General features: G+C 68.1%; 22 protein-coding genes and 6 pseudogenes. 13 read left to right on the top strand and 15 right to left on the bottom strand.

Features of this window, described 5'->3' with window-relative positions:
• Positions 1 to 52: 52 nt before the first annotated feature.
• Positions 53 to 847, top strand: coding sequence for a CorA family divalent cation transporter (locus DPM13_RS04215; protein WP_223252333.1), 795 nt, complete (start codon positions 53 to 55; stop codon positions 845 to 847).
• Here the strand turns inward: DPM13_RS04215 and DPM13_RS22195 are convergent.
• The 5 genes and pseudogenes from DPM13_RS22195 to DPM13_RS26600 form a co-directional block, all read right to left on the bottom strand.
• Positions 844 to 1209 carry a DUF1045 domain-containing protein gene (locus DPM13_RS22195; RefSeq protein ID WP_262983319.1) on the bottom strand — a complete coding sequence of 122 codons (366 nt, stop codon included), beginning with the start codon at positions 1207 to 1209 and terminating at the stop codon, positions 844 to 846. The genes DPM13_RS04215 and DPM13_RS22195 overlap by 4 nt on opposite strands.
• Complete coding sequence (locus DPM13_RS22190; protein ID WP_223252672.1) at positions 1125 to 1523, bottom strand: DUF1045 domain-containing protein; 399 nt, start codon at positions 1521 to 1523, stop codon at positions 1125 to 1127. Before DPM13_RS22190 ends, DPM13_RS22195 begins: the two co-directional genes overlap by 85 nt.
• Before the next feature lie 90 nt (positions 1524 to 1613).
• Positions 1614 to 3425: an aminopeptidase P family protein gene (locus DPM13_RS04205; RefSeq protein ID WP_112887514.1), complete on the bottom strand. Its 1812-nt coding sequence runs from the start codon at positions 3423 to 3425 to the stop codon at positions 1614 to 1616.
• A 20-nt stretch (positions 3426 to 3445) separates the two neighbouring features.
• A pseudogene (cobT, locus tag DPM13_RS04200) lies at positions 3446 to 5306 on the bottom strand (cobaltochelatase subunit CobT).
• Positions 5307 to 5406: 100 nt separating this feature from the next.
• Positions 5407 to 5736, bottom strand: a complete 330-nt coding sequence (locus DPM13_RS26600) for a hypothetical protein (RefSeq protein ID WP_397245647.1) — start codon at positions 5734 to 5736, stop codon at positions 5407 to 5409.
• Positions 5737 to 5910: 174 nt separating this feature from the next.
• Here DPM13_RS26600 and DPM13_RS24795 point away from each other — a divergent pair, with 174 nt between their 5' ends.
• Together DPM13_RS24795 and DPM13_RS04185 are read left to right on the top strand one after the other, a co-directional pair.
• The gene (locus DPM13_RS24795) at positions 5911 to 6135 is read left to right on the top strand and encodes an ArsR/SmtB family transcription factor (RefSeq protein ID WP_262983252.1); all 225 of its coding nucleotides are present in this window, start codon (positions 5911 to 5913) and stop codon (positions 6133 to 6135) included.
• A complete protein-coding gene (locus tag DPM13_RS04185; RefSeq protein ID WP_080620850.1) occupies positions 6132 to 6647 on the top strand; it encodes a rhodanese-like domain-containing protein in 516 nt (171 codons plus the stop codon). Before DPM13_RS24795 ends, DPM13_RS04185 begins: the two co-directional genes overlap by 4 nt.
• 368 nt (positions 6648 to 7015) lie before the next feature.
• Here DPM13_RS04185 and cobS read toward each other — a convergent pair whose 3' ends face one another.
• Complete coding sequence (cobS, locus tag DPM13_RS04180; RefSeq protein WP_028719790.1) at positions 7016 to 7990, bottom strand: cobaltochelatase subunit CobS; 975 nt, start codon at positions 7988 to 7990, stop codon at positions 7016 to 7018.
• Positions 7991 to 8128: 138 nt separating this feature from the next.
• Between cobS and DPM13_RS04175 the strand changes: the two genes are divergently transcribed.
• From DPM13_RS04175 to tnpB, 3 genes and pseudogenes are all read left to right on the top strand, one after another.
• Positions 8129 to 9094, top strand: coding sequence for a DUF808 domain-containing protein (locus DPM13_RS04175; RefSeq protein WP_080620848.1), 966 nt, complete (start codon positions 8129 to 8131; stop codon positions 9092 to 9094).
• 123 nt (positions 9095 to 9217) lie between these two features.
• Positions 9218 to 10594: pseudogene (locus DPM13_RS26595) on the top strand (FAD-binding oxidoreductase).
• A 238-nt stretch (positions 10595 to 10832) separates the two neighbouring features.
• Positions 10833 to 11018 (top strand): annotated as a pseudogene (gene tnpB, locus DPM13_RS22180) (IS66 family insertion sequence element accessory protein TnpB); the annotation flags it as partial.
• A 128-nt stretch (positions 11019 to 11146) separates the two neighbouring features.
• On the opposite strand, the gene DPM13_RS22175 reads toward tnpB, so the two are convergent.
• From DPM13_RS22175 to DPM13_RS04145, 5 genes and pseudogenes are all read right to left on the bottom strand, one after another.
• Positions 11147 to 11383, bottom strand: a complete 237-nt coding sequence (locus DPM13_RS22175; protein WP_112887511.1) for a GMC oxidoreductase — start codon at positions 11381 to 11383, stop codon at positions 11147 to 11149.
• A 5-nt stretch (positions 11384 to 11388) separates the two neighbouring features.
• Positions 11389 to 12798 (bottom strand): GMC family oxidoreductase N-terminal domain-containing protein, encoded by a 1410-nt coding sequence (locus tag DPM13_RS04155; RefSeq protein WP_112887510.1) that lies wholly within the window; start codon positions 12796 to 12798, stop codon positions 11389 to 11391.
• 4 nt (positions 12799 to 12802) lie between these two features.
• The gene (locus DPM13_RS04150) at positions 12803 to 14068 is read right to left on the bottom strand and encodes an acetolactate synthase large subunit (protein WP_262983251.1); all 1266 of its coding nucleotides are present in this window, start codon (positions 14066 to 14068) and stop codon (positions 12803 to 12805) included.
• Between the two features lie 97 nt (positions 14069 to 14165).
• A pseudogene (locus DPM13_RS22170) lies at positions 14166 to 14345 on the bottom strand (thiamine pyrophosphate-binding protein); the annotation flags it as partial.
• A 57-nt stretch (positions 14346 to 14402) separates the two neighbouring features.
• Entirely contained in the window at positions 14403 to 15596 is a 1194-nt protein-coding gene (locus DPM13_RS04145) for a CaiB/BaiF CoA transferase family protein (RefSeq protein WP_262983250.1), read from the bottom strand.
• Between the two features lie 301 nt (positions 15597 to 15897).
• On the opposite strand from DPM13_RS04145, the gene DPM13_RS04140 reads away from it, so the two are divergent.
• From DPM13_RS04140 to DPM13_RS04120, 6 genes and pseudogenes are all read left to right on the top strand, one after another.
• Positions 15898 to 16644 carry a TetR/AcrR family transcriptional regulator gene (locus tag DPM13_RS04140; protein WP_158212785.1) on the top strand — a complete coding sequence of 249 codons (747 nt, stop codon included), beginning with the start codon at positions 15898 to 15900 and terminating at the stop codon, positions 16642 to 16644.
• A 222-nt stretch (positions 16645 to 16866) separates the two neighbouring features.
• Positions 16867 to 17538 carry a type 2 periplasmic-binding domain-containing protein gene (locus DPM13_RS04135; RefSeq protein ID WP_112887508.1) on the top strand — a complete coding sequence of 224 codons (672 nt, stop codon included), beginning with the start codon at positions 16867 to 16869 and terminating at the stop codon, positions 17536 to 17538.
• Positions 17436 to 17978, top strand: coding sequence for an acyl-CoA dehydrogenase family protein (locus tag DPM13_RS22165; RefSeq protein WP_223252332.1), 543 nt, complete (start codon positions 17436 to 17438; stop codon positions 17976 to 17978). Before DPM13_RS04135 ends, DPM13_RS22165 begins: the two co-directional genes overlap by 103 nt.
• Positions 17945 to 18486, top strand: a pseudogene (locus DPM13_RS22160) (acyl-CoA dehydrogenase family protein). The gene DPM13_RS22165 and the pseudogene DPM13_RS22160 overlap by 34 nt, the downstream one beginning before the upstream one ends.
• Before the next feature lie 100 nt (positions 18487 to 18586).
• A complete protein-coding gene (locus DPM13_RS04125) occupies positions 18587 to 19285 on the top strand; it encodes an IclR family transcriptional regulator (RefSeq protein WP_223252331.1) in 699 nt (232 codons plus the stop codon).
• A gap of 301 nt (positions 19286 to 19586) precedes the next feature.
• Positions 19587 to 20285: a VIT1/CCC1 transporter family protein gene (locus DPM13_RS04120; protein WP_028719806.1), complete on the top strand. Its 699-nt coding sequence runs from the start codon at positions 19587 to 19589 to the stop codon at positions 20283 to 20285.
• Positions 20286 to 20300: 15 nt separating this feature from the next.
• Here DPM13_RS04120 and DPM13_RS04115 read toward each other — a convergent pair whose 3' ends face one another.
• The 4 genes and pseudogenes from DPM13_RS04115 to DPM13_RS04100 all read right to left on the bottom strand — a co-directional run bounded on the left by DPM13_RS04115 (position 20301) and on the right by DPM13_RS04100 (position 23154).
• Positions 20301 to 20858, bottom strand: coding sequence for a cytochrome b/b6 domain-containing protein (locus tag DPM13_RS04115; RefSeq protein WP_112887507.1), 558 nt, complete (start codon positions 20856 to 20858; stop codon positions 20301 to 20303).
• The gene (locus DPM13_RS20465; protein WP_262983248.1) at positions 20851 to 21081 is read right to left on the bottom strand and encodes a PepSY domain-containing protein; all 231 of its coding nucleotides are present in this window, start codon (positions 21079 to 21081) and stop codon (positions 20851 to 20853) included. Before DPM13_RS20465 ends, DPM13_RS04115 begins: the two co-directional genes overlap by 8 nt.
• A 265-nt stretch (positions 21082 to 21346) precedes the next feature.
• Positions 21347 to 21835, bottom strand: a pseudogene (locus DPM13_RS26590) (sensor histidine kinase); the annotation flags it as partial.
• 659 nt (positions 21836 to 22494) lie between these two features.
• Positions 22495 to 23154 (bottom strand): response regulator, encoded by a 660-nt coding sequence (locus DPM13_RS04100; RefSeq protein ID WP_099647966.1) that lies wholly within the window; start codon positions 23152 to 23154, stop codon positions 22495 to 22497.
• 154 nt (positions 23155 to 23308) lie between these two features.
• On the opposite strand from DPM13_RS04100, the gene DPM13_RS04095 reads away from it, so the two are divergent.
• Positions 23309 to 23929, top strand: a complete 621-nt coding sequence (locus DPM13_RS04095; RefSeq protein ID WP_036762825.1) for a methyltransferase family protein — start codon at positions 23309 to 23311, stop codon at positions 23927 to 23929.
• The last annotated feature ends 1 nt before the right edge of the window (position 23930 follow it).

Genomic DNA, 23930 nt, shown 5'->3' with positions numbered 1-23930 from the left:
TCGCAGGCGACGGCGCGCCGCCCTCGACTATGAGATCCCCACCCTGGCGGATATGGAGGAAATCGAGCTGTCGAACCGCCTCTACATGGACCGCGGCACCGCCTACATGACTGCCGTCCTGCCCGGCCAGCTGCCCGAGGGGGGCAGCGCCGCCATGCCGGTGACCTTCATCCTGAACGCCCGCCGGCTGGTCACCGTGCGCCACCACGCGCCCCGCCCGTTCGAGACCTTCCCCCGCCGCGCCGACCGCGGCAGCACCGGCTGCGACACGCCCGAACGGGTGTTCCTGGGCCTGGTCGAGGAAATCGTGGGCCGGCTCGCCGACCTCTCCGAGGGCGTGGGCAAGGTGCTGGACCGCATCGCCGGCCGGGTCCTGTCGCGCGACGCCACCAGCGAAACCGAGTTCCTGCAGGACGCGCTGGTCACGATCGGCCAGCAGGCCGAGCTTCTGGGCCATGTGCGCATGGGGCTGCTGTCCCTGGACCGGATCCTCGTCTATCACGCGGCGGTCACGCCCCGCGACCAGGCCCCGCGCGGCCTGGCGAAGGGCATCCAGCGCGACATCCAGGCGCTCGAGGTGCATGCCGATTTCCTGACCTCGCGCATCGGCATGACCATCGACGCGACCATGGGGATGATCGGGCTGCAGCAGAACGAACGCGTCCGCATCCTCTCTGTCGTTACGGCCCTGTTCCTGCCGCCGACGCTGATCGCCAGCATCTACGGCATGAACTTTCGCGTCATCCCGGGGCTGGAATGGTCGATGGGCATGCCCATGGCGCTGGGGATGATGGCGGCCTCGGTCGCGGGCGTGCTGGCGCTTTTGCGGTGGAAGAACTGGATCTAGCCGCGCAGCGGGACCTCGCCCAGCAGATGAAAGCGGCCCCCGGCGTCCTCGCCCAGCAGCGACACCGCCCGCACCGGCATCGGCGCCCGGATCAGAGGGGCAAAGACCGGCTCCAGCGCGCGGACCAGCTGCCCCGCCGCTTCGGCCTTCAGGCTTCCCGACAGCGTCAGGTGATAGGCGAACAGGCCCAGCACCCAAGGGTAGCCCCAATGGTCCAGATGGGCGCGGGCCGTCTCGGGCAGGGTCTCGGGACGCCGCCGCTCGCGCTCCTCGGCCGTCAGGGGCGCGCGCAGATCGTCAAGCCGCGTGACCAGCGCCTGCTCCAGCGCCAGCAGGGCGGAGGGCTGCTGGCGCGGGCGCAGCGCGACGAAGCCGTGCCACGCACCCAGTTCCAGCGCCAGGTCGAAGGGCGCCAGGTGGTCGCGACCAGGGCCGCGCGGCGCAGCAACTCGTCCGGCCCATGCCCGGCGGCCAGCCGGAACGGCGCCTTGAGCGTCGCGTGAAAGCCATAGGGTCGAGGCGCGCGGGTCAGCGCCTCGGCATCGCCCGGCAGCGCCCTGACGACGGGCCGGGCGGCCGGCGACCCCCTGCGCGGGTCCCAGCCCAGCCAGGCCGTCCCCATCCGCCCCAGCGCGCCCTCGGGCAGATGATAGATCGCATAGCGCCGAAATTCCATCTCGTCCCTTTCCGACGCCCGGCTCTTCACCGTTTCCCAAATACCCAAGGCCGCCCGCGCCACGGGCACCGCCGCCCGCAGCAGGGGCGTTCAGCCCGCCAGGGGGCGCGTCGCCCGGTTCAGCCAGTCCTGCACCTCGGGGTCGACCAGCGGGCCGATCTGGTCCCGCACCCGGGCGTGATAGGCGTCAAGCCAGGCCACCTCGTCCCCCGACAGCAGCGCCGGGTCGATCAGCCGTCGGTCGATGGGGGCCAGGGTCATCGTCTCGAAGCCCAGCATGGCGCGCCCGTCCGGGCTTTCGACCGGGTGCACCACCAGCAGGTTCTCGATGCGGATGCCGAAGGCGCCCTCGCGGTAATAGCCGGGCTCGTTCGACAGGATCATCCCGGGCTCCAGCGGGATGTCGGACACGCGGGAAATCCTGACCGGCCCCTCATGCACCGAAAGCCCGGCGCCGACGCCATGGCCAGTGCCGTGGTCATAGTCCAGCCCCTCCATCCACAGGGGCGCGCGGGCCAGCGCGTCCAGGTGGCAGCCGGCGACGCCGCGCGGGAACTGCGCCCGCGACAGCGCGATCATGCCTTGCAGTACGCGGGTATAGGGCCGGCGCACCGCCGGATCAGGGTCGCCCATCGGCAGGGTGCGGGTAATGTCGGTGGTGCCGTCCGGATATTGCCCGCCCGAATCGACCAGCAGCACCTGGCCCGGCAGGATGCGCAGGTCGCTGTCGGCGCTGACCCGGTAATGGCAGATCGCGCCATGCGGCCCGGTGGCCGAGATCGTGTCGAAGCTGATGTCCAGGATCCCCCGCGCCATGCGCAGTTCCTCGAGCTTTCGGGCGACGCCGATCTCGGTCAGCGGCTCGTCCTCCAGCCGCGGCGCGCGCCGGTCCAGCCAGCACAGCAGTTCGGTCACGGCGGCGCCGTCGCGCAGATGCGCCGCGCGCATGCCGGCGACCTCGGCGGGGTTCTTGGCGGCCTTGGGCAGGATCACGGGGTCGGGCGCCTCGGCGATGCGCGCGCCCATGCTTTCGACCAGCCGGAACACCTGATCGGGGGCGGTGGCGGGGTCCAGCCGCACCGGGCCGCCCAGGTTCGTCAGCGCGGGTGTCAGCGCCTCGGGGGGCAGGATGGTGACGGCGTTCCCCAGCGCCGCGCGAACCTCGGGGCCGAACTTGGCGGGCTCGGCAAAGACGGCGACGCGGGCGTCGTCCTCGATGATGGCAAAGCCCTGGACGACCGGGTTCTTGGGCACGTCCGTGCCCCGGATGTTCAGCAGCCAGGACAGCGAATCCGGCAGCGTCAGCACGGCGGCGCGCTGCTCGGCCGCGCGCAGGGCGGCCGCGATGCGCTCGCGCTTCTCGGCCGCCGTCTCGCCGGCGACGGCATCGGGCCACAGCCGCACCGCGCCGGCCGGGGCCGGCGGCTGGTCGGTCCAGACCGCGTCGATCGGGTTCGTCTCGACCGCGATCAGCGCGACGCCCGACCCGGCCAGCCCCTTTTCCATCTCGCGGATCTCGCGCCGCGTGTGCAGCCAGGGGTCATAGCCCACGCGCCCGCCCTGCGGCAGCGCCTCGGCCAGCCAGGCCGAGGGGCGCACCTCGGGCCAGGGCACCGGGATGAAATGCGCCGCGTCGATCTCGGCCTTGACCTGCACGCGATAGCGCCCGTCGATGAACATGCCCGCGCGGTCCCCGGTCACGATGCAAAGCCCGCGCTGCCGGTAGAACCCGGTCAGCCAGGCCAGCCGCGCGTCGCGGGCGGCGACATATTCGCCCTGATGGGCGTCGGCGCGCGGCACGATGAACCCGTCCAGCCGGCGCGAGGCAAGCTCGGCCCGCAGCGCGGCCAGGCGCGGCCCATGCGCCGCCGGGTCCGAATGGCTGTCGTAGGTCTGGAACATGGCTTTTCCTTTCGACGCCCTCAGCCGGCGCGGCGCTGGTGCATGGCGCGGGCGCGCTTGCGCGGGTCGCTTTCGAACAGCGCGGCCAGCTGTTCCGTCATCGCGCCGGCCAGTTGCTCGGCGTCGGTGATCGTCACCGCGCGCTGGTAATAGCGCGTCACGTCATGGCCGATGCCGATGGCCAGCAGCTCGACCTGCTTCTTCTTCTCGATCATGGCGATCACGTCGCGCAGATGCTTTTCCAGATAGTTCGCCGGGTTGACCGAAAGGGTCGAATCGTCGACCGGCGCCCCGTCCGAGATCACCATCAGGATGCGGCGCTGCTCGGGGCGGCGCACCAGCCGGCGATGCGCCCATTCCAGCGCCTCGCCGTCGATGTTTTCCTTGAGCAGGCCTTCCTTCATCATCAGCCCCAGGTTCGGGCGCACCCGCCGCCAGGGCGCGTCCGCCGCCTTGTAGATGATGTGGCGCAGGTCGTTCAGCCGCCCCGGATGCGCCGGCCGGCCCTCGGCCAGCCATTTCTCGCGGCTCTGGCCGCCCTTCCAGGCGCGAGTGGTAAAGCCCAGGATCTCGACCTTGACCTGGCTGCGCTCCAGCGTGCGGGCCAGCACGTCGGCGCAGATCGCGGCGATGCTGATCGGCCGCCCCCGCATCGAGCCCGAGTTGTCCAGAAGCAGCGTCACCACCGTGTCGCGGAACTCGGTGTCCCTCTCGACCTTGAAGCTCAGCGGCGTGGTCGGGTTCGCCACCACGCGCGCCAGACGGCCCGCGTCCAGGACGCCCTCCTCCTTGTCGAACTCCCAGCTGCGGCTCTGCTGCGCCTGCAGGCGGCGCTGCAGCTTGTTGGCCAGCCGGCTGACGGCGCCGCGCAGGGGCTCCAGCTGCGTGTCCAGATAGGCGCGCAGCCGCTGCAGCTCGGCCGGGTCGGCCAGGTCCTCGGCCCGGATCTCCTCGTCGAAGTCCTGGGTATAGACCTTGTAATCGGCGCTCGCCTCGCTGACCGGGGGGGCAGGTCGGGCGGGCTCTCGGCCTCGGACATCTCGGCCTCGTCGGCCATCTCCTCGTCGGACTGGTCGTCCATGCTGACCTGGGCCTGGCGCTCGTCCTGGGTCTGGTCCTGGCTGCGCTCGGGGCTGGCCTCGGCCTCCTCGTCCTGGCTCTGGTCGCGGGACTGGTTGTCGCCCGCCTCCTCGTCCTGCTCGGCGTTCTCGTCGGCCTCGTCCTCCTGCGGCTCGTCCGGGTCGTCGCCCAGCTGGTCGCCATAGCCGAGGTCGGAAATCACCTTGCGGGCCAGCCGCGCAAAGGCCGCCTGATCGCCCAGCACGCCGTTCACCTGGTCCAGGTCCGCGCCCGCCTGCTCCTCGACGAAGGGCCGCCACAGGTCGGCGACATGCTGGGCCGAGGACGGCAGCGCCCGTCCAGTTGCCGCCTGCCGCACCAGATAGCCCGCGGCCACCGCCAGCGGCGCATCGGCCGGCGCCTTGATCTGGCCATAGCCCTTGCGGTCGGCTTCCTGACCCAGCTTGGCGTCGATGTTGGATAGCGCGCCGAGCCTGTCGCGCGCGCCCAAGGCCTGCAGCGCGCCGTCTCCATCGCCTCGTAAAGGTCGCGCGCCATCGGGCCCGCGGGGACGTATTTCGCATGCGTCGCCGCGTCGTGATGGCGCAGCTTCATCGCCAGCGCATCCGCCGTGCCCCGTGCCATCAGCACCTCGTCGCGGGTCATGCGGCGGCTGACCTGCGGCAGGCGCATGGTGTCGCCCGAGACGCCCGAGGGATCGGCGCTGAAGGTCACGTTCAGCTCATGCTCCTCGGCCATGGCGCGGGTGGCCTCGGTCAGGGCCTTCTTGAACGGATCGGCGGGGTTGTCGGATTTTTTCATGCCCTGTTTTTGGGCCAGATTCCCGCCGCTGTCGAGGGGCCAGTCGCCCCTCGGTGTCGGTCCCGCTCAGGCCGCGCGGGCGGAGGCGGCGGCGAACTGGTCATAGGCGCGCAGCGCGTCGGCGGCATACATCAGCGCTGGCCCGCCGCCCATGCAGACGCACCGGCCAAGAACCTCGGCCACCTCGTCGCGGCTGGCGCCCAGTTCGCCAGCGCCTTGCCGTGAAAGCCGATGCAGCCATCGCAGCGCTGGTGACGCCGATCGCCAGGGCGATCAGTTCCTTGGTCTTGGCATCGACGCTGCCCGGGGCGGTCGCGGCGCGGGCCAGCGCGCCAAAGCCCTGCATGACCGGCGGAACTGTGCGACGCAGCTCGGCCGTATAGGCGCCGATGCCGGCGATGATGGCGGGATAGTCCTTGTCCGGGGTCATGGCGAATCTCCTCTTGTCAATTCATTAATCATTGATATAAGGAAATCATGAATTGTAAAGGCCGACCATGAACCTGCCACCGGATCTTCTTTCCGACCTCGTCGCCATGGCGGCCAGCGCTTCGGGCGCGCCTCGGGCCTTCATCAAGGGGCCGGCCATCCGCAGCGCCTGCTGGTGCTGTGCTGCCTGGCGCAGGGCGAACGCCACGTCGGCGCGCTGGTTCAGGCGACGGGCATCGGCCAGACCTCGATGTCGCAGCATCTCGCCCGGCTCAGGGCCGAGGGCATCGTCGCCGTCCGCCGCGACCACCGCACGCTTTACTATCGCATCGCGCATCCGGCGGTGGCCGAGATCATGCAGGTGCTTTACCGCCACTTCTGCGAGGGAAAATCCGAATGACCCAGACGCTTGTTTCCGCAACCCAGGTCGCCCGCTGGCTGGCCGAGGGCAGCGCCGTGCTGGTCGACGTGCGCTCGGCCGAGGAATTCCGCGCCGAGCATGTGGCGCTGGCGGTGTCGGTGCCGCTGGACAGCCTGCCGGCGGCCTTGCCCGCCCTGGCCGGGCGGCGGGTGGTGTTCCAGTGCCAGCGCGGGACACGCGGCGCCTCGGCCTGCGCGCTTGCGGGCGCCCGCGAAGGCGAGAGCTACAATCTGGAGGGCGGCATCGAGGCCTGGAAGGCCGCCGGCCTGCCGGTCGTCACCGCTTCGCGCGCGCTGCCGCTGTTCCGCCAGGTGCAGATCGCGGTCGGGCTGATCGTGCTGGCGCTGGTGCTGGCAGGGTTCGCGGTCGCGCCTGCGTTCTTTGCCCTGGCCGGGCTGATCGGCGCAATGCTGGCGCTGGCCGGCATCACCGGCTGGTGCGGCATGGCGCTGCTGTTGCAGCGGATGCCGTGGAACAGGGCGGGGGCGTGAGGGGCTAGATCGCGCGAAGGCCTTCTGTTGCAATCATGTGGCGAACATAGGACGTGCTCGCATGGCTCGCAACACGGCTCCCGCACGGTCCTGCGCCCCCATCACCCCGCCTTGACCGCCGCGCTTTGGCAGTTCCTTATGCATATGAAAGAGCACATGCATATGAGACAATCCGACGCTACATGGAGGCCAATGCCGTCTATGGTGGCACTTCATCGGTCGCTCCCATCCAGCTGGCTCCTATGAAGGTATGGTGAGGGCAACGTCTTGTGTGAGGGGCTAGACGAATCAAGACACCTGCTTTCACGTGGCGAACATAGGACGTGCTCGCATGGCTCGAATTGCTGGCGCTCGGTCCTGCGCCCCCATCACCCCGCCTTGACCGCCGCGCTTTCCGGCAGTTCCTCGTCGAACAGGCGCTGATAGAACTCGGCCACCGTCTGGCGTTCCAGCTCGTCGCATTTGTTCAGGAAGGTCAGGCGGAAGGCATAGCCCACGTTGTCGCCGAAGATGCGGGCGTTCTGCGCCCAGGCGATCACCGTGCGGGGCGACATGACGGTGGACAGGTCGCCCTGCATGAAGGCGGTGCGCGTCAGGTCGGCCAGCGTCACCATCTGGTTGATGATCTTGCGGCCCTTCTCGGTGTTGTAGGTCGGGTTCTTAGCCAGCACGATGGCGGCCTCGGCGTCATGGCTCAGATAGTTCAGCGTCGAAACCAGCGACCAGCGGTCCATCTGGCCCTGGTTGATCTGCTGCGTGCCATGATAAAGCCCCGTGGTGTCGCCCAGGCCCACCGTGTTCGCCGTCGCGAACAGCCGGAAATACGGGTTCGGAGAGATCACCTCGTTCTGGTCCAGAAGCGTCAGCTTGCCCTCGGCCTCCAGCACGCGCTGGATCACGAACATCACGTCGGCGCGGCCGGCGTCGTATTCGTCGAAGACGATGGCGGTCGGGTTGCGCAGCGCCCAGGGCAGGATGCCCTCGTGAAACACCGTGACCTGCTTGCCGTCGACCAGCTTGATCGCATCCTTGCCGATCAGGTCGATGCGGCTGACGTGGCTGTCCAGGTTCACCCGCACGCAGGGCCAGTTCAGCCGCGCCGCGACCTGCTCGATATGGGTCGACTTGCCGGTGCCGTGATAGCCCTGGATCATCACCCGGCGGTTATAGGCAAAGCCCGCCAGAATCGCTAGGGTCGTGTCCGGGTCGAACTTGTAGGTCGGGTCGATCTCGGGCACGCGGTCGGCGCGTTCGGCAAAGCCCTTGACCTTCATGTCGCTGTCAAGGCCGAAGACCTCGCGCAGGTCGATTTCCTCGGTCGGTTTCGCGTTCACGTCCAGCATCGTCGGGCCCTTTCCTCGCATCCGGCCCTTGATTGCGCATTCGGGCAGCGCGCGCAAGCGCCAGCAGGGATGAACCCGTCTTGCCCTCGTCGCGTTCCGTGGTCACTCTGGAACAGGAAACAACGGGACAGGTGACGGATGAGCGGATTGCTGGCGCTGCTGGATGACGTGGCGGGGATCGCCAAGATCGCGGCGGCCTCGGTCGACGACGTTGCGGGGCAGGCGGTCAAGGCCGGGGCCAAGGCGGCGGGCGCGGTGATCGACGACGCGGCGGTGACGCCGAAATACGTTCACGGCTTCACCGCCGCGCGCGAGCTGCCCATCGTCTGGCGGATCGCGCGCGGCTCGTTCTTCAACAAGCTGGTGATCCTGCTGCCCATCGCGCTGCTGCTCTCGGCCTTCGCGCCCTGGCTGATCACGCCGCTCCTGATGATCGGCGGCGCCTATCTGTGCTTCGAGGGCGCCGAGAAGGTCCTCCACGCGCTCAGTCACCACCAGGTCAATGAACCCCACCTGACCGTCACCCCCGAAGGCGCGGCCGGGCTCGAGGAAACCCGCGTCAAGGGCGCGATCAAGACCGACTTCATCCTGTCGGCAGAGATCATGACCATCGCGCTGGCCACGATCCCGACCAACGACACCATCTGGCAAAAGGCGCTGATCTTGGCGGTCGTGGCCATCGGCATCACGGTGGCGGTCTACGGCTTCGTCGCGCTGATCGTGAAGGCCGACGACGTGGGCCTGCATCTCGCGCAGCGGGGCGGGGCGACGGCAGGGCTCGGGCGCGGCATCGTGCGCTTCATGCCCGGCTTCATGAAGGTGCTGACGATCGTCGGCACCGCCGCGATGATCTGGGTCGGCGGCCAGATCGTGGTGCACGGGCTCCATGTCCTGGGCCAACACCAGCCCTACGAATGGATCCACCACATGGCCGAGGCCGCGGCCCAGGCCCTTCCCGCCGCCCCGGGCGTCGCTGCCTGGGTGACGACGGCCTTCTTCGACGGCATCTTGGGCCTCATGCTGGGCTTTGTCCTGATCCCCGTCGCGAACCACGTCATCACCCCCGCCATCGGCGCCGTCCGCGGCGCCCTCGGCCGGGCCTGAGACAGCGCTTTCACCGTTTTCCAAATACCCACCCCGACCCGGTGGCGCCGGGCCGGGCGCTGCCCCGCTTGCCCTTCGCCCCGCCGCGGCCTAAGCCTCTGCCATACGAGTTGGAGGAGAGCCATGCCGATTCCCGCCGCCGCCAGCGATGCCCTGGCTCGCCTGCTGGGTCCGCGCTTCTCGCAGGCCCAGGCCGACCGGGACCTGCATGCCCAGTCCGAAACCGCCCATGCCGCGCCCCCGCCCGATGCCGTCGCCTGGCCGCTCTCGACCGACGAGGTCTCGGCCATCCTGGCCCTCTGCCACGAACACCGTGTGCCGGTCATCGGCTGGGGCACCGGCACCTCGCTCGAAGGCCATGCGCTGGCGACCCAGGGCGGGCTGGTCCTCGACCTGATGCGCATGGACCGCGTGCTCGACATCCGCCCGGGCGATCTGCAGGCCGATGTCCAGCCCGGCCTCACGCGCGAGGCGTTGAATCAGGACCTGCGCGCCACCGGCCTTTTCTTCTCGGTCGATCCCGGCGCCAACGCCAGCCTCGGCGGCATGGCCGCGACCCGCGCCAGCGGCACGACGGCGGTGCGCTACGGCACCATGCCGACAACGGCTGGCGCTGCAGGTCGTGCTGGCCGACGGCCGCGTGATCCGCACCGGCACCCGGGCCGCGAAATCCAGCGCCGGCTATGACCTGACCGGCCTTTTCGTCGGGTCCGAGGGCACGTTGGGCATCATTACAGAACTGACCCTGCGCCTGCATGGCCAGCCCGAGGAGGTGGCCGCCGCCGTCTGCGCCTTCCCGACGCTCGACGCGGCGGTCGAATGCGTGACCATGACCATCCAGTCCGGCATCCCGATGGCGCGGATCGAATTCGTCGATGCCGACGCCGCACGCGCCTTCAACGCCTTCTCGGGCGCGGCCCTGCACGAACAGCGACACCTGCAAGACGATTTCCACGGCTCGCCCATGCGCAGGAACATCGGCCGGGGACGTCGTACCGCTGTCGGGAGCATGGTCCGAAATGCTCCCGCAGTGTGGACAGGGCGACGGCGCCGGAACAGCGCGCGCAACTGTGGCGGATGCGGCACGGCGCCTATCGCGCCTGCCTGGCGCTGCGCCCGGGCGCGACGGCGGTGGTGACGGATGTCTGCGTGCCGATGTCGCATCTGCCCGAAGCCGTCGCCGCGGCGGCGGCCGACATCCGCGCCGAGGGGCTTCTGGGCCCCATGGTCGGCCATGTCGGCGACGGCAACTTCCATTCCCAGATCCTGGTGATGCCCGGCGACGCGGCCGAGCTTGGCGCCGCCAAGCGCGTCGCCGTCCGCATGGCCGAGCGCGCGCTGGCGGTCGGCGGCACGATCAGCGGCGAACACGGCATCGGCATCGGCAAACGCCCCCTGATGGCCGCCCAGCACGGCGAGGCGCTGGGCCCGATGCGCGCCATCAAGCAGGCGCTCGATCCCCACGGGATCATGAATCCGGGCAAGCTGATCCCGGATTAAGGGATAGGGCCAGCGTGACGCCTTCGCTCAAATTGCTTGGGGCGAGGCTATGGCAGGGTCCCAGGTTGATCCCTGCCCTCTATCAGATGGGCGTCGGGATGATCTGCTGGATGTCGATGATCAACCCCTGTTCCAGCTCAAAGGGCGTGACCTTGACGCACTTTACCTCGATCCCGCGGCTCAGGAGCCAAAGCACCGGCGCCGTCACCTCGCGCCGGAGGTTCACGGCGACGAATATCTGGTGAAGGTTATCTGGTGGGACGGCCAGGCGGGCTGCAGGTTCATGAAGTGGCTTGAGCGGGGCCGGTTCGTCTGGCCCTCGGCCAAGGAGGGCGAGGTGGCGCTGACACCGGCGCAGCTGTCGATGCTCCTGGAAGGGGTCGACTGGTGTGCCCCGGCGCGGAGCTGGTCGACCTGTTCCGCCCTCGCTATGGCGTCGATACGTTGCACGGGCATTTGCAGGAGTGCCGGGGTTGCGGCCCGGAGTGGGACCGAAATGGACAGCAACGAAGCGCATAAACCGTCCGCGCGCCTGATGCCGGCGTCCCGCGTTCAGCGGGTCGCAGGCGTTTCCTCAGGTCTGGCGAAAACCGTCCGCAGCATGGCGTCGGCGACGCGCAGCGCGTTGGCGGCAATGGTAAGAGAGGGATTGGTGCCGCCGCTCGTGGGCAGGAACGATCCGTCCACCACATAGAGATTGGCCACCTCATGGGTCCGGTTGTTGCGGTCCAGCACGCTTGTCGCCGGATCATCGCCAAAGCGGCAGGATGCCGCAGACATGGCCAGCATGGCGATCAGATGCGCGCGATGGATCGGGCGGACCCGGAAATCGGAAGCCGCTCGCCGCGGAATATTACCGGCTGACGGGCAAGCCGCTCGGGATCGGTCGGCGGGATCTTATAGGCAAGCCGGATGGTCCGGCCATCCTCGCCCAACGTGATCCGGTTTTCCGCATAGGGAAGGTCTTCGAGGAAGCTGACGAAAATGTGGCTGCGCCGAAGCATCCGCGCCACCTGCCATTCCACCGCCGGGCGGGCCAGCGGCCAGAGCGCGTCGAACGGGCCGATATGCGGACGCCAGTCGGCGCGCAGGCCGGCGGCAACGATACGGGCTGGTGGCATGCGTCCATTGGCCTGGAGCGTCCCCAGCTTGGTGCCTTCGTGATGGTAGAAATCATTCAAGGCCAGCTGCTTGACTGGCCCTGGCTCGGCCCGAGCACGGGTGCGCACCAGATAGTAGTCGATCAGATGGCGCATCAGGTTGCGCCCGACCTGACCCGAGCCGTTTGCCAGCCCTCCCGCCCCGCCGGACCGCAGAAGGAGCGCGGGCGAATGCACAGCGCCTGCCGCAAGCGCGACTATTCGGCCCTTGATGAAGACCGTTTCGCCCTGCCAGCTGGCTTCGACGCCCACCGCCTCTCCATCCCGTGCGCGGATCCGCTCGACGGTGCAGCCGATCAGCAGATGCGCCTTGCCGCTGGCCAGCGCGGGTTTCAGGCAGGCCCGCGCGCTGTCGTTCTTGCACGCCATTGGGCAGAGAAAACCCAGACATTCGCGGCAGCCGTCGCGGTATTCGCAGGCCATCGGCACATGATAGGGATGCAGGCCGCGCCCGCGCAGTCCCTGGGCCAGTTCGCGGCTGACGGCATGAAGGGGCGGCGGTTCCTTGATGCCCCTTGCGCCCGCGCAGTCGTGCAGCGGGTCCGGCGTTGCGCGCACGCCGTAAAGCGCCTCGGCGCGGGCATAGAAGGGTGCCATTTCGTCATAACTGACCGGCCAGCGCTCTGGCAGGTTTGCGCCGCCGGATTTCGAGAACCAGTCGCCGGGGGTGAAGTCCGAGGGAAAGAAGCGCTCCATCACCATGCCGTAAAGCGCGCTGCTGCCGCCGGTTCCGATGCCCAGCAGGGGAAGGATCGGCTTTGCCTCACCCGAGGACACATCCGAGATCGGCGCGTCCAGGCGGCCGGCACGACGCCTCTCCTCGGAGTTCGGGCCTTCGGGGCGCGCAGGGACGAGGGCCTCCAGCCAGTCGCCCGCGATGCTTCCGGCCGCTCCGTTGAACTGTCCGCGCTCCAGGAACAGGACCGACAGACCGGCCTGCGCCAGCGCATGGCCCAGCGTCGCGCCGCCGATCCCGGTGCCTACGACCACCGCATCCCAGACGCGGTCGATCAGGGCGCGGGCCTCGTCCTGCGGAGTTCCCATGGCGTCAGATCATAAGCTCGATCAGGAACGGACCGGGCTGCGCGAAGCTTTGGCGCATCAGGTCCGCGCAGCCTTCCAGCGTTTCGGTGCGCGCGGCCTCGACACCCATGCCATTGGCGATGTGCAGCCAGTCGATCGATGGGTTCGACAGGTCAAGCATGTTCATCGCCGTCGGCCCGGCCACCGCCCCGACGCCGCCATATTCGCCTATCAGGATCTGGTACTTCCGATTTGACAGAATGATGGTGGTGACGGGAAGCCGCTCGCGCGCCTGGGTCCAGAGCGATTGCAGCGAATACATCGCCGAGCCGTCCGCCTGAAGACCGATCACGCGGCGTCCGCCGCCCGCCACGGCGGCACCTGTGCCCACCGGCAGGCCGTCACCGATGGCGCCGCCGGTTAGGTGCAGCCAGTCATGCGGCGGCGCGCCATGCGTTTCGGCGTAGAAGCCCCGACCATAAGAGATGCTTTCGTCCGAAATGATCGCATTCTCGGGCATCACCGCCGCCACCGTACGGGCCAGCCCTTCGGGGGTGGGGGCGCCGGTGGCGATATCGGGCCGCGGCGCGGCAGCGGGAGGCGCGGCTTTCGGCGCACCAAGGGCCTCGGCCAGCGCGGTGAGCGCCGCCACCTCGTCCTGCTCGGGGCGGGTGAGTATATGGAAGACCGCCGCCGGATCGTGGTGGATCGAAGGTTGGCCGGGATAGCCGAAGAAGCCCACCGGCGGCCGCGCGCCGACGAGGATGATGTGGCTGAAGCGCGCAAGCCGCGCCTTGGCTGCGGCCAGCGTATAGGGCACGCGCTCGATCGGCACGCGGCCCTGCCCGCGGCTCATGCGGGCGCAGACATATTCGGCCAGGATCTCGGCGCCGGTGGCCGCGGCCACGCGATAGGCCGCTTCCTGCGCGGTCGCCAGAGTGGCGCGGCTTCCCAAAAGGATGAGGGTCGACCCAGCGTGATCGCGCAGGATGCGTGCCGCGCCATCCACGGCATTGGCATCGACCGGCGGCGGCGCAAGATCCGGGAAAGGCTGTGCCACCTGTCCGCCCCCGTCCCATGACGCATCCGAAGGCAGGATCAGGGTCGCGATGCCGCCACCATGGCGGCGGGCGATCTGCATCGCCATCGCGCCATCCCGACCCACTTCGGATGCGGCGGCGCTTGTACGCACCCAATCCGAGGATGTGCGGGCCAGCGACTCGGTGTCTGCGGTCAGCGGTGCGTCGAACGGGCGGTGCCAGGTCGCCTGGTCGCCGACGATATTGACCATGCCGCTGCGCGCGCGGCGGGCGTTGTGCAGGTTCCCCAGACCCGTTCGCGAGACCGGGGCCGCAATGCAGAAGCGTGGCGGCAGGCTTGCCCGAAATCCGGTAATAGCCGTCCGCCATGCCGGTAACGACGTTCTCTTGCAGGCCGAGGACGCAGCGGATGCCGGGAATCTGGTCCAGCGCCGCGACGAAATGCATCTCGCTTGTGCCGGGGTTGGCGAAGCAGGTTTCAACCCCGCCGGCGATCAGCGTCTTTACAAGGCTCTGCGCGCCGTTCATCTCATTCTGCCTGTCGGTCATTCTGACGCCTTCCATCGGTCTTTGGCTGCGATCCAATCATGTCCTGCCCGGCTGTGCCCGGATCATGCCGCCCCGGATTTCGCCGGCGCGGGGCGGCCGCTGGCACGCCCGACCTTTCGGCGCGCCGCCATGTCTGCATCCGGGCCGACGGCGTACCCAGCACCTCTTGCAGCCGCTCCGCGTATCCTCGCCCAGAAGCGGTGGGGCTTTGACTGCCCTGCCTTCCTGCGCGGCAAGGCCATGGGCCGGGCGGATCAGTGCCACCGGACCGAGTTCGGGATGCTGAAGCGTCTGCACCACGCCGCGTGCCCGGACGGCAGGGCTGTCAAGCGCCTCGGCCACGGTCTTGACCTGCCCCGCAGGTACATCGGCGCGCAGGCAGGCGTCGATCCAGGATGCGCAATCCCGCTGCCTGAAGATCTCCACCAGGATCGGCAGCAGGTCGTCGCGATGCAGGGCGCGCTGGTGCGACGTCAGGAAACGCGGATCGCGGGCCAGATCAGGGCGGTCGATCACCTTTTCGCACAGGTCCTTGAACATCCGGTCGTTGCCAACGGCCAGCGCAAAGGTGTCGTCCGCGGCATCGAACAGCTGATAGGGGACGACGGTCGGATGGGCATTGCCATAGCGTCCGGGGATGGTCCCTGCATTCAGATAGCCTGTCCCCACGTTGATCAGCATGTTCAGGGTCGTCTCAAGAAGCGCGACGTCGATCTTCTGGCCTTGGCCGGTGGCCTTGCGTTGGTAAAGCGCCGCGAGGATCGACTGCGTCGCCACCATGCCGGCCACCACATCGGCGAATGCCACGCCCAGCCGGTTCGGTGGGCCGTCCTTTTCGCCGGTGATGGACATGAGCCCGCTTTCGGCCTGCATGATGAAATCGTATCCGGGCCGATTGCGGTCGGGGCCGGTCTGGCCGTAACCCGAGATCGAGCAGAGAATGATGCCTGGATTCACGGACCGCAGAGCGTCATAGCCGATCCCCAGCCGGTCAATGGTGCCGGCGCGGAAATTCTCGACCACCACATCGGCACGGGCCGCAAGATCCAGCACGATCTGGCGGCCTTCGGGTGCCTTGAGGTCGACGGCGATGCTGTTCTTGCCGCGATTCGCGCAAAGATAATAGGTGCTGACACCCTTGTAGCTCGGGACCGACCAGGCGCGGGTATCGTCTCCGCCTCTGATGTTCTCGATCTTCCAGACCTCTGCTCCAAGGTCGCCCAGACTCATCGTGGCCCATGGCCCCGCAAGCACCCGGCTCAGATCCAGAACCTTCACATCTTGAAGTGGCAGGGCGGCCTGTTTTGGCATCTTGGTTCTTCCCTTCCCGGCGGCCGTCTCGACCGAACTTGCATCGACACGTTGCAGATTTCCACCAGCAGGTCAATAAAATGAAATTATATTTTGTTTTCGTAGGCAGTGATGCGCGGACGAACCGGGGGTGGCGTTGACCTTGTGCGGGGCTTTCGGCATCGTGGTCGTCCGGCAGATAGACGGCGCCCGAATCCGGTGCCGACACTTGGGGATGATCATGGAACGCGGCATGCGAGACGGGGATGAGGCCGACGCTCCCGAGCCGGAATCCGCTGCCTCCGCCACGGTTCGCCCGCGCGTGACGCGCCGCAAAAGCCGGACGCTTTCGGTGGAACACAAGGCCCGGCGTCCGCTGCAGGCCCGCAGCCAGGAGCGGTTCGATCAGATCCTCGCCGCACTCGAAGAACTGCTTCAAACGGCGCATGTCGCAGACATCAGTTTCAATGACATCGCGGCGAAGGCGGGGATTTCTCCTGCCTCCATCAACTATCTCTTTCCTTCGATGGCTGCGATCCAGATCGAACTTGCAGGGCGCTACCTGCGGCAATCGACCGATTTCATCCTGCAGACCAGAGTCGAGATCGAGGCGCAGGACAGCCCGCGCTGGCAGGACTGGCTGACCAGGCTGGCGACCGCCTATCGCGACCATTGCAACCAGAACCGCCATGTTGCCGAGATCATCCTGGGCCCGGCGCTGCATCACGACACGCGGCGGGCCGCGGCCGAGCAGAACCGCCAGCTTGCCGCCGAGATTAGCGCGGCCTTCCACCAGTTCTATCGGATGCCCGATATCCCCGAACTGGCCGAATACATGCGATATACGATGGACTGCATCGATGCGCTCTGGGCGCGCTCCTACTCGCAGCGGGGCTATGTCGATGACGACACCTTCCGTCACGGGGTGGCCATTCAGCTGACATATCTGCGCACGATCCTGCCGGAGACCCTGCTGCCGCGACGCTGACCCGACTCACCTGAGCTATTCCTGATCTTTGTCAAATTTTTGCCCGTCCTGCTGTGCTTGGCCAAGCACTTGGCTTTTTGGAGGGGGTGTTTGGCATAAAAAGTGGTAGCCAAAATTATTAATATAAAAAATCAATGCCTTGAAGATAGATCCGGGCTGCCGGGTCGAGCTTCCCGGGCGGCAAGTCGCGGCATTTTTGAAAAATGGAACTAAAGTTCTCTATTGATCGATCTGCAGCCATTTTCTAGCTTAACAACAGATTTCATCAATGCGACCAGTACAGGGCCCCATTGCGAGATCGGGAAGAAGGCGGCCGGGAAAGGCCGCACGGGATCAATCACCATCAGAGAGGATCTGAACATGGCTAGCGTGAACCGACGGACCTTCCTTACGACCGCCGCATCCGCGACGGCGCTCCTGGCCAGCCCGGCCCTGGTCCGCGAGGCCCGTGCATCGTCGGGGGTCATCAACTACATCGGCTGGGCCGGGCTCGACTATTCCGCCGTTTTCGACGGGTTCGAGAAGGCGACGGGCATCAGGATCAATCTGATCGCCCAGCCCGAGCAGGACACCATGCTGGCGCAATGCCGCCTGGCGGTGCAGGACGGGTCCGGCGATATCGCACTGCCTGGCCACCAGTCGCTGCCTTCGTGGTACAGTCTCGACATCGTCCAACCCTTCGACACCACGCGTCTTGACGTGACGAAGTATCTGCCCGGCATGACCGGCACTGTCGAAAGGGATGTCGGCTGGCACAATGGCGCGAGCACTTCGTCCCGGCCGAACAGAGGGTGGAGGAGTCCAACGCGATCCCCGAAGAGATCATTGCCGAAATGCGGGCCATGGGCCTGTTCGGCATGTCGATCCCCGAGGAATATGGCGGGCTGGGCCTGACGATGGAAGAAGAGGTTCTGGTGGGCTTCGAGCTTGGCTATACCTCGCCCGCCTTCCGTTCGGTGATCGGCACCAACAACGGCATCGGCTCGCAGGGGATCATCATCGACGGCACCGAGGCGCAGAAGGACTACTGGCTTCCGCGCATGGCCTCGGGCGAGGTCATCGGCTCGTTCGCTCTGACGGAACCCGATGTGGGATCCGATGCCGCGTCGGTCATGACCACGGCGCGGCGCGACGGCGACAGCTATGTGCTGAACGGGACCAAGCGCTATATCACCAACGCGCCGGTGGCCGATGTCTTTACACTGATGGCGCGGACCGGAGGCCCGGAGCATCGGGTGTCACGGCCTTCCTCGTGCCGGCAAGCACGCCCGGCATCACGCTGGGCACGGTGGATCGCAAGATGGGCCAGCGCGGCACCCGGACCTGCGACGTGATCCTTGAGGATGTGCGCGTGCCTCTCGACGCGGTCATCGGCGCCGTGGAAGGCCAGGGCTTCAAGACCGCGATGAAGGTGCTGAACCGCGGCCGGCTGCATATCTCGTCGGTGGCGGTGGGCGCGGCAGAGCGGCTGTGCGACGAATCCGTGGCCTTCGCCCGCGACCGGCAGCAATTCGGCAAGCGCATCGCGGATCACCAGCTCATTCAAGCCATGCTGGCCGACAGCGGGGCCGAGACCTGGGCCGGGCGATGCATGGTCCTGGAAACCGCGCGCCGCTTCGACGAGAAGGCGCGGATCGTAAAGGAGGCTGCGGCTTGCAAGATGTTCTGCACCGAGATGGTCGGGCGCGTGGCCGACCGTGCGGTGCAGATCCTGGCGGCGCGGGCTACATGCAGGACAGCGCGGTCGAGCATTTCTACCGTGACGTGCGCCTTTTCCGGCTGTACGAAGGCACGACCCAGATCCAGCAGATCATCATCGCCCGCGAGATGACCGCCGGGTGATGCCTGCGGCGCAGCGTGATCCGGGGCTTGCATGGCCCGATCTACCGCACGCGGCGCTTTGATGCTAGCGTCCGCCTGCGGGTAGCGTTCGGGAACAGCGATGAGAAAAAGAGCAAAATCCACGCAGGAAAAAGACGCGGACCAGGCTCCGAACAGCGCAGCCTCGCTGACGCGGGGTCTTGAGATCCTTCGCGCCTTCGGTCCGGAAGACGAGACGCTGGGAAACCAGGACATCATCGACCGGACCGGCCTGCCCAAGGCCACCGTTTCGCGTCTTACGCTCGCGCTCGTCCAGCTCGGCTATCTGCGCTACATTGAATCGCTCGGCCGCTACTGCATCGGCGCGGCCACCGTGTCGCTTGGCTATAACGGCCTGAGTTCCATTGCCGTGGTGCGCATGGCGCAGCCGATCCTGCAGGATCTGTCGGAACAGACCGGCCTTGCCGCCGCCATCGGTACGCGCGACCAGCTTGAGATGGTGTATCTTGCGAATTCCCGTGCGATGGGGCCGGTGTCGCTGCAACTGAACGTCGGCTCGCGCCTGCCGATGCTGCGCACGGCGATGGGATTGGCCTATCTCGCGGCGATGAGCCCGGCCAAGCGCGAGGAAGTCTCTGCACGGATAATCGCGCAGCAGCCGGATCAGGCCAATGACCTGCGCCGCCAGATCGATACGGCGATCGAAAGCTATGAGGCAAAGGGGTTCATCGGCTCCTACGGGGTGTGGTACAGCTACATCAACGCCGTGGGAGTGGCCTTCCGCCCCGAGGACGGATCGCCGCTGATGGGTCTGACCTGAAGGCGAACCTCATATCGCCTCGCGCGCGAAAAAAGCGGCCGCTTTCTTGAGGATGTCACTGCTCCGCTCGGTCGAGCGGCTGAAAGCGGTGTTGCGCACGGGGCGTGATCCCGGACGCTGAAGCCCGTCACCCAAGACCGGCCTCTCCCTGGCATCCCTTCATCCGAAGTGAGAACAGCGGTGGGACAGGTGTATTTTGCCGCCCTGGGCCAAACGCCCGGACGGCCCGGGCCATGAACCTTGCGGCTGCGGTCGAAAAGCGGGAACACGGGTCAAGACAGTTCATTCAGGTTAGAAGGCCATCATGCGGGCGATTCATGCGGAAAACCACCGGACCCACCGGATCGGCTGGCTGCGCGCCGCCGTGCTGGGCGCGAATGACGGGGTGGTCTCGACCGCGGCGCTGATCGTGGGCGTCGCCGGGGCGGGGTCGGATCGCGGGACGGTGCTGATCGCCGGGCTGGCGGGGCTGGTCGCGGGGGCAATGTCGATGGCGGCGGGCGAATATGTCTCGGTCAGTTCGCAGGCCGATGCCGAGGCCGCGGATCGCGCCCGCGAGCAGGAGGAGCTTGCGACGATGCCCGAGGCCGAGCTTGCCGAGTTGCGCGACATCTATGTCGAACGCGGCCTGGATGCCGAACTCGCCACCCGCGTGGCCGAGCAGCTGATGGCAGGGGACGCGCTGAAGGCCCATCTGCGCGACGAACTGGGGATCACCGAAAGCCTGGCCGCGCGCCCCCTTCAGGCGGCGGCGGTTTCGGCGGCGACCTTTTCGGTCGGGGCCGCCCTGCCGCTGGGCGTCGCGGCGCTGGCGCCGTCGCATGTGGCGCTGTGGGTCTCGGTGGCGACGCTGGCCGTCCTGCTGGTGCTGGGCGGCCTTGGCAGCCATGCAGGCGGCGCGCCCATCCGGCAGGGCGCCATGCGCGTCGCTTTCTGGGGCGCGCTGGCGCTGATCGCGACGCTGGCCGTCGGCATGGTCTTCGGCGTGGCGGCGGGCTGATCCCCCGCCGGTCCTTCATTCGCAGTCCGGCCCGGCGCCCAGCGGCCGCTTGCGGCCCGTGATCATCGACCGGGTCAGGTTCTCGTGATGGCGCAGGCTTTCCAGGGCCACGCCGCCAACGTGGAAACCGACCAGGACCAGGATCAGCGTGGCCAGGCTTTCGTGGACATCCTCCATCGCCTCGGAGCCGAAAAAGGCGTCGGTCGTCTGCAACCAGCCGGTCAGGGCCGTCGCCGCGATCACCGCCAGCAGCGCCACGATCATCGCGCCGCCCGCCGGATTGTGGCCCAGATAGCGCCGCTCGCGCCCATGGAGCAGATCGCCCAGATAGCGCAGCACCGCGCGCGGCCCGCGCACGAAATCGGCGAACCGCGCGTGGCGCGGCCCCACGATCCCCCACAGAAGGCGCAGCGCGACAAGCGCCATGACCGCATAGCCGATGCGTTCGTGCAGCCATTTCCATTCGTCGGCCGTGATCCAGGCCGCCGCGATCAGCGCGGCCTGGGACCAGTGATACAGGCGCACGAGCGGGTCCCAGACCTTCACCGGGACCGCATCCGCGGCGTCAGTCATCCGACCCGACCGCCTCGAACGTGGCGGGATCGAAGAAGATCTCGACCCGCTTGCCCGTGTCGTCCTTGCCATAGACCTCGTAGCAGCCGTCCTCGGTCTTGACATTGGCGATCTGCCAGCCCTTGGCGGTCAGTTCGGCCTTCAACTCGTCCACGGGACGCCATTTTTCCTGGGGAACGTCGCAGCGGTCGGCGGCAAGGGCGGGCAGCGCGGCGCCGGCCATCACAAGGGCAACAAGAAGGGTGCGCACGGGAAACCTCCATCATCAGGGGTGCGATGGGGGCGGTGTGGCAGGCGATCCTTACGCCAGGCTTACTGGTCAGGGCAGATGCAACCGCGCCTCGAACCCGTCCGCGCGGCCCGGCGCCGAGAGTGCAGCTCCAGCCGCCCGCCCGCCTGCTGCGCGATCTGCCGGGCGATATGCGGGCCAGGCCGAAGCCGCCGCTGCGGCGGCTGGCGAACCGATCGGCGATCCGCGCCAGATCCGCCGCCGCGACGGGCGTCCCGCCGTTGCGCACGACCAGCACCCCCGCATCGTCCAGGACGATATCCACCGGCGTTCCCTCGGGCGCGTGTTGCAGGGCGTTGTCGATCAGGTTGCCCACCACGATCGCCAGCGCATCCGCGTCCATCTGCGACGGAACCGGACCCTCCGGCAGCACCACCCGCAGCCGCGATCCGTCGCCATGCGCGTCGCGCAGGACATGCGGCAGCAGCCGCGCGACATCAACCGGCGCCGCCCCGCGGCCGATGCCGGATTCGGCCCGCGCCAGTTGCAGCAGCCGCGTGACCAGGCGCGACATCCGGTCCAGCGCCCGCCCGACGGCGGCCAGCCGGTCGCGCTGCACATCGTCGGCGGTCTCGTGCTGCATCCGCTGCACCTGCGCCAGCGCGATGGCCACCGGCGTGCGCAATTCATGCGCGGCGTTCGAGGCGAAGGCGCGTTCCCCCTCCAGCGCCTGCGCCAGCCGCGCCATGAAGCCGTTCAGCGTGGCGATGACTGCCGAAAGCTCGGCCGGATGGGCCTCGGCATCCATCGGCGACAACATCTGGCTGTCGCGCCGTTCCACCTCGGCCCGCATGCGGTCGAGCGGTCGCAAAGCCTGCGCGGTGATCCAGCGCACCAGCATATAGCCCAGGGGCAGGATCGCCAGCATCGGCAGCAGAAACGCCAGATAGCTGTCGCGCCATGCCTCGGCCCGTTCCGCCAGCGGATCGGCGAATTCCAGCGCGAACCCCGCCGCGTCATATCCGGTCGCATAGACCATATGCGTCGCCGTCCGGCGATGGCGAAGCGGGGCGATCCGGTCGGGGAACATGGCAGCCGCCGCCGCCGGGGCGCTGGCCACCACCCGCCCGCTGCGGTCGATCAGCCGCCACAGCAGCGCCTCGTCCAGGTCGACCGCCTGCGCGGGATCGCCCCCGCCGTCCGGCGGCAGCAGCCCCGCCCGCCATGCGTGGCTGAGAACGGGCAGCAGCGTTTCGGCCGAAACCTTCAACTGCTGGTCGTAAAGCTCGTCCTGTTCATGGCGCAGCACCATCGCCATGGTCAGCAGCGCCACCACCCAGACCGCGCCCAGCCCCAGGCTGACCAGCAGCGCCAGGCGGCGCGCCAGCGTGGGGCGGCGCGCGGCCATCACACGGACCCCATGCGATAGCCGAAGCCGCGCACCGTTTCGACCGCGCTGCGCCCCAGCTTGGCGCGCAGGCGGCTGACATGCGCCTCGATGGCATTGCTTTCGACCTCGGCGTCGAAGGCGTAAAGCGCCTCCTCAAGCTGGTCGCGGGTCACGATCATGCCGGGGCGGCGGCTGATGCGTTCGATCACCGCCCATTCCTTGCGCGTCAGGTGGACGGGGGCATCGTCCAGCAGCGCCGCCTGCCGTTCGGGCAGCAGAGCCAGCCGGCCAAAGCGCCGCTCGGGCTCGGCCCGGCCGTCGATGCGGCGGCGGATGGCGGCGATCCGGGCCAGCATCTCGTCCAGGTCATAGGGCTTGACCAGGTAATCGTCGGCGCCGGCGTCCAGCCCCTCGATCCGTTCGGTGATGCGGTCGCGCGCGGTGCCGATCAGCACCGGCACCCGGACCCCGCGCCGCCGCAGCCCCCGCAGGAAGGCGATGCCGTCGCCGTCGGGCAGGTGCAGGTCCAGCAGCAGCAGATCGTAATCGACCCCCGCCAGCGCATCGGCGGCGGTGGCCAGATCGCCCGCCAGATCGACGGCATGGCCCTGCGCCGCCAGATGATCGGCCACCGCCGATGCCAGATCGCCTTCGTCCTCGACCACCAGCAGCCGCATGTCACGCCCTTTCCCGACCTGCCCGTCAGCCAACCGTAAGGTCCGCGCGCGACAGGGCAGCACCGAAACTAGCGGAACGGACCATGCGCGAACAGATCCCGGCACCTGTGCCCGCGCAGGCGTACCCCGGTCCGCAACCACAGGTTCTGACATGATGTCCAAACCGGCCCTTGCCGTTCGTCCCGCCAACCAGCGGCTGCGCATCGCCACCTTGCGCCTTTTCTTCGTCGCGGCCCTGATCCCGATCCTGTGGGGCGTTCCCGTCTGGCAGGCCGTTCCGGTCCAGGCGCTGATGCGCACGGCGGGCAGCCTGTGCATCGTGGCGGCCGTGCTGGGGCGGTTCTGGGCGATCCTTTATATCGGCGGGCGCAAGAATGCGCAGGTGATGCAGACCGGACCCTATTCGATCTGCCGCCATCCGCTGTATTTCTTTTCCACCATCGGCGCGACGGGGTTCGGCCTGCTGCTGGACAGCCTGCTGCTGGCCGCGCTGTTCGGGCTGGGCGCCTTTACGATCCTGTCCGCCACCGCCCGGCGCGAGGAGGACTATCTTCGCTCCATGTTCGGACCTGCCTATGAGGACTATGCCGGCCGCGTGCCGCGCATCCTGCCCCGGCCCTCGCTGTTCCGGGCGGGACCGGGGCTGATGCTGAACCTGAACGCCCTGCGCACGAACCTGGCCGACGCCCTGGTCTTTGTCGCGGCCTTCCCCGTGGCCGAGGCGATCGGCGCCCTTCACGACGCGGGGCTGGCGCGCGGGTTCCGGATCTTCTGAC

The sequence above is a fragment of the Paracoccus mutanolyticus genome (assembly GCF_003285265.1).
GTDB classification, from domain to species: Bacteria; Pseudomonadota; Alphaproteobacteria; order Rhodobacterales; family Rhodobacteraceae; genus Paracoccus; species Paracoccus yeei.
The sequence above is the reverse complement of the archived record's forward strand: the minus strand, read 5'-3'. Positions and strand labels throughout refer to the sequence as shown.